Genomic DNA, 8,811 nt, shown 5'->3' on the forward strand with positions numbered 1-8,811 from the left:
GGTTCGACGACGTGCCGGTGGGCGGAGGACCAGCTCCAGGGCCTGCCGGCCCATGGCCACCATGGGCAGCCGGATCGTGGTGAGCGCCGGGTAGACGTCCCGCGCCACCGGCACGTCGTCGAACCCGGCCACCGAGATCTCCTCGGGCACCCGCCGCCCGGCGTTGAGCAGCCAGGACAGCGCCCCCACGGCCATCGGGTCGTTCAGCGCCACCACCGCCGTCAGCCCGGGGTGGGCCCGCAGCAGCCGCGCGGCCGCCGCCGCGCCGCCCTCGCGGGTGAAGTCGCCGGGCACCACCGGCACCTCCCGCCAGTCGAGCCCCGCCTCGCCGTACGCGGTGCGCAGCCCCGCCAGGCGGTCCTCGACCGTCGTGAGGTTGGCCGGACCGCCGAGCACGCCCAGGCGGCGGTGGCCGAGCCCGAGCAGGTGGCGCATGAGCGTGGCCGCGCCCGCGGCGTTGTCGGGCAGCACGGCGTCGACCGGCAGATGGTGGCGGCCGATCACCGCGACCCGGCCGCCCGCCGCGGTGAAGGAGCGCACCTCGGCCGCGATGTCGCTCTCCGTGCCGGCCTCGACGTAGCCGGAGCCGGCCAGCACGATCGAGGTCACCCGGTGCGCGCGCAACGCCCGGATGCGGGCCAGCTCGGCGCGCGGGTCGCGCTCGGTCTGGCTGATCAGCGCCAGGTAGCCGCGGTCGTCGGTCTCGCGCAGCACGCCGCGCGCGATCTCCCCGAAGTAGGGGTCGCCGACGTCGTGGACGACCAGCCCGACCATCGACGCCTGCCCGCCGGCCAGCGCCCGCGCGTGGCTGTTGGGCACGTACCCCACCTGGGACGCGACGGCCCGCACGTGCGCCGCGACCTCGGCGCTCACGCCGGTGCTGCCCGTCAGCGCCCGGGAGGCCGTGGCCAGCGAGACCCCGGCGGCCTTGGCCACGTCGATCAGACGCGGCAGGGACGGTCGCTCTGCCATGCGGTGCGGACCCCCTTGTCCGGGCCTGAACCCGTATGGGACCTCTTGTCCGGGGCTGAATCCCGTGTAATCGTAACCGAAAGCGCTTCCGAAAGCGCTTTCGCTCCGCCTCTTCCGACGGAGGTCCCTCGATGGCACGAGTTCACAAGGGCCTGGCGATCATCTCCCTCTGCGCTCTGGGGCTGACCGCGTGCGCGAAGACCGACGAACCCGGCGCGGCGCAGTCGCCGGGACAACAGCAGGGGGCGGTGCGCATCGGCATCTCGCTCCCGCTCACGGGCGACTTCTCCGAGCCCGGCAAGGGCATCCAGGAGGGCTACCAGGTCTGGGCCGACCGGGTGAACGCCAAGGGCGGCCTGCTCGGCAGGAAGGTCGAGCTGCTCTTCCGCGACGACGCCTCCGACCCCAACCGGGTCAGCTCCGACTACGAGTCGCTCATCACGCAGGACAAGGTGGACCTGGTCTTCGGGCCGTTCTCCTCGCGGCTGGTGATCCCCGCGGCGAAGGTCGCCGAGTCGTACAACATGGTGTTCGTGGAGCCCGCCGGGGCCGCCGCGGAGGTCTTCGAGCAGGGCTTCACCCGGCTCTTCTACGCCGCCCCGGCCATCGCCGACGACCACTACGACTACCTGGCCGACCACCTGGTCAAGCTGCCCGCCGACCAGCGGCCGAAGACGGCGGCGTACGCGAGCCTCGACGACCCGTTCGCCCAGGGCACCGCGTACGGGCTGCGCGACAAGCTGGCCGCGGCCGGCGTCGAGACCGTCGTGGACGAGGTCTACCCGCCGGAGACCACCGACTTCGCCCCCATCGCCGCCAAGATCGCCGCCGCGAACCCCGACATCGTCGTCGGCGGCACCCAGTTCGAGGACGCGGTCGGCCTGGTCCGCGCCCTGCAGGAGCTGAAGGTGCAGCCCAAGCTCGCGGCCTTCTCGACCGGGCCGACGCTGCCGGAGTTCCCCGAGGCGGTGCGGGGCGCGGCCGAGCACATCGTCTCGCCGGTCGGCTGGTCGGCCACCGCCGACCTGCCGGGCAACCAGGAGATGGTGGCCCGCTACAAGCAGATGTTCGGCGGCGAGCCCAACGAGGACGCCGCCAACGGCTACACCGTCGGCCAGATCATCGAGACGGCCGTCGCCGCGGTCCAGTGCGCCGACCCGAGCAGGGCCTGCCAGGACAAGCTGACCCAGCACATCAGGCAGGCCACCTTCCAGACCGTCGTCGGGCCGTTGTCGTTCGACGACCAGGGCAGGCCGGAGCAGGCGCACATGATCCAGCAGTACGTCGACGGCAAGATCGAGATCGTCCTGCCCGAGCAGGCCAGGACCGCCGAGCTCGTCTACCCGAAGCAGGCCTGGTGAGCCTGATCCTGCAGGGGCTGGCCCTGGGCGTGCTGACCGGCGGGCTGTACGCCCTGCTCGCCTCGGGCCTGTCGCTGTACTTCGGCGTGATGCGGGTGGTCATGGTGGCTCATCCGGCGTTCCTGTTCCTGGCGGCCTACCTGACCTACACCGTGCACACGGCGTTCGGGGTGGACCCGTTCCTGGCGCTGCCGGTGACCGTGCCGGTGTTCTTCGTGCTGGGCGTGGCCGTGCAGCGGCTGCTCGTCGCCCGGCTCGCCCCCGACAACCTGGCCATGATGTCGGTGCTGCTCACCTTCGGCCTCGCGCTGACCATCGAGGGCCTGCTCGGCACCTTCTACACCGGCTCCTACCGGTCGATCAGCATGGAGTACGCCACCCGGTCGCTCACCGTCGGCGGCGTGAGCCTGCCGTACGACCGGATCATCGCCTTCGCGGTGGCCGCGCTCACCCTGGGCGTGTTGTTCGCGGTGCTGGTCAAGAGCCGGTTCGGGCGGGCGTTGCGGGCCACGATCCAGCATCCGGAGGCGGCGCGGCTGGTCGGCATCCCGACCGAGCGCGTCGCCGGGTACGGCTTCGGCGTGGGCCTGGCCACCGCCGCCGTGGGCGGCACGGTGCTGGCGCTGATCACGCCGTTCTTCCCCGCCTCGCACTGGGTGTGGATCGGCAAGCTCATGGCGATCATCGTGGTCGGCGGCCTCGGCAGCGTGGTGGGCGCGGCCCTCGCGGCCGTGCTGCTCGGCGTGGTCGAGGGCGTCGTGCTGGTGACCGTGGACGCCACCTGGGCGACGATGATGTTCTACGTCTTCGTCTTCCTGACCCTGCTCGCGCGTCCCCAGGGGTTCTTCGGAGGCCGCCTTGCGCATCGCTTCTAGAGGACTGCCGCTGCTGCTCGCCGCGCTGGCGATCGCCTACCCGTGGCTGGTGCCCAACTACTACCTCGTGTACGCCGGCGCGCTGACCGTCATGTACGCCGCCATGGCCACGTCGTGGAACCTGCTCGGCGGCTTCACCGGCTACGTCTCGCTCGGCCACTCGGCCTTCTTCGGCCTGGGCGCGTACGGCACCGGGCTGCTCGTCACCCGCCTCGGCGTGCCGTGGGTCGTGGCCCTCGTGGTCTCGGCCGTGCTGGTGACGGCGTTCGCGGCCGGGGTCGGCGTGGCGGCCGTCCGGGTGCGCGGCGCGTCGTTCGTCATCGTGTCGATCGCGCTGGTGTCGATGATGAACCTCGTCGTGCAGGGCTGGCGCTCGCTGACCGGCGGCTCGACCGGGCTCCAGGTGCCCTCGCCGTTCCCTGGTCTGCACCGGGGCCAGACCCACATGGTGTTCTTCTACGCCTTCCTCGCCCTGCTCGCGCTCGCCCTGCTGGTGTGGTGGTACGTCTCCCGCTCCCGCTTCGGCGCGGGCCTGCGCGCCATCCGCGAGGACGAGGACAAGGCGGAGTCGCTCGGCGTGCCCACCGGGGCTTACAAGGTGACGGCGTTCTGCCTGTCGGCGTTGTTCGTGGCGCTGGCCGGCGGGCTCTACGCGCTCTGGTTCGGCAGCCTCGACCCGATCTTCGTCTTCTCCATCCTCATCGGCTCGTACATGGTGCTCATGAGCCTGCTCGGCGGGGTGCGGCACCTGTTCGGGCCGCTGCTCGGCGCGCTCATCGTGGCACCGGCGGGGGAGTACTTCCTCATCGCGCTCGGCGAGACGCAGATCCACCTCACCGCGACGGGCCTGGTGCTCGTGCTCGTCGTGCTGTTCATGCCGGACGGCATCCTGGCCCGCCTCACCCGCCGCCGCGCGGGGCCGTCGATCCCGGACCAGAGCGCCGACCAGCGCCTGCAGGAGGTGACCCCGTGAGCTCCCTGCGCACGGAAGGGCTGACGAAGGCGTTCGGCGGCGTGCGCGCCGTCGACGGCGCCACCGTCGAGCTGCGCGACGGCCGGATCAACGGCCTCATCGGGCCGAACGGCTCCGGCAAGACCACGTTCTTCAACATCGTCACCGGCATGATCAGGCCCGACGCGGGGCGGGTCCTCTACCGCGACCGCGACATCACCCGGCACACGCCGCACCGCGTCGCCCACGCCGGCATCGGCCGCACGTTCCAGCTCTGCCGGGTCTTCCCGCGGCTGACCGTGCTGGAGAACATGCTCGTCGCCGTCCGCCGCACCCGGCTGCGCGAGCTGCTGGCCGGGCTGCGCGACAGGGGCGAGGTCGAACGGGCCCGCCACTGGCTGCGCCGCATGGGCATCGAGCACCTGGAGGACGCCGAGGCCCGCGACCTGTCGTACGGGCAGCAGAAGCTGCTGGAGCTGGCCGCCGTTCTCATGGCCGAGCCGGACCTGATCCTGCTCGACGAGCCGGCGGGCGGCGTCAACCCGGCGCTGATCGACCGGATCGCCGGCCTGGTGCGCGACCTCAACGCCGAGGGCCGCACGTTCCTCGTGGTCGAGCACAACATGGACCTCGTCATGGGCATGTGCGACCACGTAATCGTCTTCGACCGCGGCGCGCCCATCGCGGAGGGCCCACCGTCCGTCGTGCGGGAGGATCCGCGGGTGCTGGAGGCGTATCTCGGTGTCTGAGCCCGTACTCGTCCTGGAGGACGTCGTCGCCGGGTACGGCAGGGCCGCGCCCGTGTTGCGCGGCTTGTCGGTCACCGTGCGCGCCGGCGAGGTCGTCTGCCTGGTCGGCCCGAACGGCGCCGGCAAGTCCACCGCGCTCAAGGTCGCCAGCGGCCTGCTCGCGCCCCGCTCGGGCCGGGTGCTGCTGGCCGGGCGCGACGTGGCCGGCCGTTCGCCGCAGAAGCTGCTCGGTCTCGGCCTCGCCCACGTGCTGCAGGGCCACAGCGTCTTCCGCGAGATGACGGTCGCCGAGAACGTCCGGCTCGGCGGCTACACCGTGCGCGACCAGGCCCGGCTCGACGCGCGGATCGCGGCCGTCAAGGAGTTGTTCCCCGTCGTCGCCGAGCGCTGGGGGAGCATGGCCGGGCTGTTGTCGGGCGGGCAGCAGAAGCAGGTCGAGTTCGCCCGCGCGCTGATGCTGGAGCCGTCCGTGGTGCTGCTCGACGAGCCCTCGATGGGGCTCGACCCGCGCAACACGCAGGTGGTCTTCGACCAGATCGACCTCATGCGCCGGGCCGGGGTCGCGGTGCTGCTGGTGGAGCAGAACGCGCGCAGGGCCCTGGAGACGGCCGACGTCGGCTGCGTGCTCGACCTCGGCCGGGTGCACATCTCCGGTCCCGCGCGCGAGCTGGCGGCCGACCCCCGGCTCGGCCGCCTCTACCTCGGCGGTCAGCCCGCCACCTGAACCCGCTTCCTGAACACCCAGTACGTCCACCCCTGGTAGACCAGCACGAACGGCACCGTGATCAGCCCGATCCAGCTCAGCATCGTCAGCGTGTACTCCCCGGAGGCGGCCTCGGCCAGCGTCAGCCCCGGCAGCGGGCTCACCCGCAGCTCCATGAAGACCGCCACCATGACCAGCACGATCGCGCCCGCCGTGGCCGCGAACGCCCAGCCCTCCCGCCGCCGCCAGATCAGCGCCGTCGCCGCCGCCAGCGCCGCCATGGCGGCCAGCGCGGGGAACGTGCCGAGACTCGACAGGGCGGCCACCGCGACCGGGACGGTCACCCCGGCCGCGGCCAGGGCGGCCACGCGGGCGCGGCGGCGCACCGGTCCCGTGGTCTTCAGCGCCAGGAAGACCGCGCCGTGCAGCACGCACACCGCGAGCGTGAACGCGCCGCCCAGCAGGGCCGCGGGCGCGCCGTCGAAGAGCAGGCCGGCGAAGACCGCGCCCCACAGGAACGCCGGCAGCGCGCTGCCCACGACGATGCCGAGGTCGCACCAGAGCGGACTGGTGACCTTGCCGCGCCACTCCAGGCCGACGCCGCGCATGATCAGCCCGGCCAGGATCAGCGTCACCGGCAGGTAGAACGCGCTGAACATGCCCGCGTACCAGGCCGGGAACGCGGCGAACATGGCGCCGACCGCGGTGATCACCCACACCTCGTTGCCGTCCCACACGGGGCCGATGGTCTGCAGGCTCGCGCGCTGCTCGGCCGGCGTCCTGCTCACCAGGGGCGCCAGCATGCCGACGCCGAAGTCGAAGCCCTCCAGCACGAAGTAGCCGGTCCAGAGGAAGGCGATGATGACGAACCACAACTCGATCATGGGGAGCTCCTCAGTACATCAGCTCAGTACATCAGCGACGGCTCGCGCCGCTCGACCGCCGGCGCGGGCGGGCGTTCCTCGACGCCGCCGCGTACGTGCCGGGCCAGCAGCACGACCTCGGCGACGGCGAGCGCCCCGTACAGCAGCGTGAAGAGCGTCAGCGACGTCGCCACCTCGGCCAGGGAGACGCCCGGTGAGACGCTGGCGGCCGTCAGCAGCTCCCCGGTGACCGTCCACGGCTGGCGGCCGATCTCGCTCAGCAGCCAGCCGGCGATCACCGCCACCAGCGGCAGCGGCAGGGCGAGCAGCAACGCCCGCGACAACCACGCCGGGAACGGCCGTCTGCGGCGGGTCAGCCACAGGCCGAGCACCGACAGGCCCACCGTGGCCAGCCCGAACACGATCATCACCCGGAACGACCAGAAGACGACGGTGGGGTCGGGCCGGTAGTCGCCGGGGCCGAACTGCTGCTCGAAGCGGGTCTGCAGGTCCTCGGTGCCCTGGATGGTGGCGTCGGGGTCATGGGTGGACAGCAGGCTCAGCAGCTTGGGGATCTCGATCCCGGGGACCACGGTGAACGGCGCGCCCTGGGTGTCGTGCGTCAGGCCCTCGGCGGCGGCCAGCTTCATGGGCTGCTGCTCGTGCAGGAGCCTGGCGGACATGTCGCCGGTGCCCGCGACGACCGCCCCCGCGATGGCCGTCATCACCAGCGCCGCCCGCGCCGCGCTGCGCCACATCTCGGCGCGCGTGCGCAGCAGCCAGTAGCCGCACACCGCCAGCACGAAGCCGCCCGCCACCACGAACGCGGAGCCGACCACGTGCGGCACCTGGGCCAGCGCCGTGGAGTTGGTCAGCACCGCCCACAGGTCGGTCATCCTGGCCTTGCCGTCCACGACCTCGTAGCCCACCGGGTGCTTCATCCAGGCGTTGGCCGCGAGGATGAAGTAGGCCGACAGGTTGGAGCCGATGGCCGCCGCCCAGATGGTCGCCAGGTGCACCTTCTTCGGCAGCCGGTCCCAGCCGAAGATCCACAGGCCGAGGAACGTCGACTCCATGAAGAAGGCCAGCAACGCCTCCATCGCGAGCGGGGCGCCGAAGACGTCGCCGACGAAGGTGGAGTACTCACTCCAGTTCATCCCGAACTGGAACTCCTGCACGATGCCGGTGACCACGCCCATGGCGAAGTTGATCAGGAACAGCTTCCCGAAGAACTTCGTCAGCTTGAGGTAGTGCTCCTTGCCCGTCCGGTGCCAGGCCGTCTGCAGGCCGGCCACGAAGACGCCGAGCCCGATCGTCAAGGGCACGAACAGAAAGTGGTACACGGTGGTCACCCCGAACTGCCACCGCGCAAGATCTAGTGCGTCCATTTCCCCGTCGGCTTTCCTGAGCTCTACACGCTGTAGTACTTCTACCCGTAGTAGTACTACAAGACGTAGAGCAATGCGATGCGAGCTTGGTCACATGTGCCCCTGACGGGGCGTCGTCTGTGCCGCCGAGGATGGCGGGCGGGGGCCGCCCGGCGCGTCACCCGCCGGGCTGACCCCCGTACACCTCGGGGTGGATGCTCAGCGGCGGTCGGCGGCGGCCAGGTACGCCCGCAGGTCGCCGAAGGCGAAGCCGCGCCGCTTGATCTTCTTCACCAGGACGCGGAAGTCGCGGTCCAGGTTGGGGCGGAAGTGCAGGAGGAGGATGTCGCCGGGGCGCAGCTTCTTGTCGGGCACCTGGTAGGCGATCTTGCCGCCGGGCTGGACGCTGGCGGTCCACAACACGACGGTGTCCATGCCGCAGCTCTTGGCGGCCTTCAGCGTGTCGGTGTCGTAGCTGCCGAACGGCGGCCTGAACAGCGTGGGGCGGCTGCCCAGCTCCTTGCCGATCAGCCGGGAGAAGCCGCAGATCTCGCGGCGCTGCGCGGCGTAGCCGAGGGTGCGCAGGTCGGGGTGGGTGAGGGTGTGGTTCTCGACGGGGGCGCCCGCGTCGCGGAGCTGCCGGAAATATCCCCACTTCCCGGCGCCGACGTAGCGGGCCCGGCCGCCCGCCTGGTCGGGGACGCCCCGGGCCTCGACGGCGTCGCGCATGGCGAAGACGGTGATCGGGATGCGCTGCTCGCGCACCTGCCGCACGAACCCCGGGTCCTGCTCCCAGCCGTCGTCGATGGTGAGGAAGACCACCTTGCGCTCGGTGGGGATCGAGCTGACCACCGGCGGCAGGCCACCGGTGGCGGCGATCCGCCCGACCTCACCCGCCCGCGGCTTCACCCCGGGCGGGCCCTGGGGCGTTCGTACGGGCTCCGGCGACCGCCGCCCCTGGGGCTGGGC

At 71.9% G+C, this 8,811-nt stretch carries 9 protein-coding genes; 5 read left to right on the forward strand and 4 right to left on the reverse strand.

What is annotated here, in order from left to right; translation table 11 throughout:
- On the reverse strand, positions 1–972 hold a 972-nt coding region (locus C1J01_RS43040), incomplete at its 3' end, for a LacI family DNA-binding transcriptional regulator (protein WP_111184803.1).
- A gap of 131 nt (positions 973–1,103) precedes the next feature.
- Between C1J01_RS43040 and C1J01_RS43045 the strand changes: the two genes are divergently transcribed.
- The 5 genes from C1J01_RS43045 to C1J01_RS43065 are packed head-to-tail and all read left to right on the forward strand — an operon-like array spanning position 1,104 to position 5,633.
- Positions 1,104–2,333: an amino acid ABC transporter substrate-binding protein gene (locus tag C1J01_RS43045; RefSeq protein WP_111184804.1), complete on the forward strand. Its 1,230-nt coding sequence runs from the start codon at positions 1,104–1,106 to the stop codon at positions 2,331–2,333.
- Positions 2,330–3,208: a branched-chain amino acid ABC transporter permease gene (locus tag C1J01_RS43050; protein ID WP_220040401.1), complete on the forward strand. Its 879-nt coding sequence runs from the start codon at positions 2,330–2,332 to the stop codon at positions 3,206–3,208. Before C1J01_RS43045 ends, C1J01_RS43050 begins: the two co-directional genes overlap by 4 nt.
- Positions 3,192–4,181 (forward strand): branched-chain amino acid ABC transporter permease, encoded by a 990-nt coding sequence (locus C1J01_RS43055; RefSeq protein WP_111184805.1) that lies wholly within the window; start codon positions 3,192–3,194, stop codon positions 4,179–4,181. The genes C1J01_RS43050 and C1J01_RS43055 overlap by 17 nt, the downstream gene beginning before the upstream one ends.
- On the forward strand, positions 4,178–4,909 hold the full coding sequence (locus tag C1J01_RS43060; protein WP_111184806.1) for an ABC transporter ATP-binding protein: 732 nt from the start codon (positions 4,178–4,180) through the stop codon (positions 4,907–4,909). The genes C1J01_RS43055 and C1J01_RS43060 overlap by 4 nt, the downstream gene beginning before the upstream one ends.
- Positions 4,902–5,633, forward strand: a complete 732-nt coding sequence (locus tag C1J01_RS43065) for an ABC transporter ATP-binding protein (RefSeq protein ID WP_111184807.1) — start codon at positions 4,902–4,904, stop codon at positions 5,631–5,633. The genes C1J01_RS43060 and C1J01_RS43065 overlap by 8 nt, the downstream gene beginning before the upstream one ends.
- On the opposite strand, the gene cydB is transcribed toward C1J01_RS43065, so the two are convergent.
- From cydB to C1J01_RS43080, 3 genes are all read right to left on the reverse strand, one after another.
- Positions 5,618–6,496, reverse strand: coding sequence for a cytochrome d ubiquinol oxidase subunit II (gene cydB / locus C1J01_RS43070; RefSeq protein ID WP_111184808.1), 879 nt, complete (start codon positions 6,494–6,496; stop codon positions 5,618–5,620). The genes C1J01_RS43065 and cydB overlap by 16 nt on opposite strands.
- 23 nt (positions 6,497–6,519) lie before the next feature.
- Positions 6,520–7,863: a cytochrome ubiquinol oxidase subunit I gene (locus C1J01_RS43075; protein ID WP_111184809.1), complete on the reverse strand. Its 1,344-nt coding sequence runs from the start codon at positions 7,861–7,863 to the stop codon at positions 6,520–6,522.
- A 198-nt stretch (positions 7,864–8,061) separates the two neighbouring features.
- Positions 8,062–8,811 (reverse strand): polysaccharide deacetylase family protein (locus tag C1J01_RS43080; protein WP_111184811.1); only part of this gene is annotated, 750 nt, incomplete at its 5' end.

This window comes from Nonomuraea aridisoli (genome assembly GCF_003236395.1).
Classification (GTDB): Bacteria; Actinomycetota; Actinomycetes; order Streptosporangiales; family Streptosporangiaceae; genus Nonomuraea; species Nonomuraea aridisoli.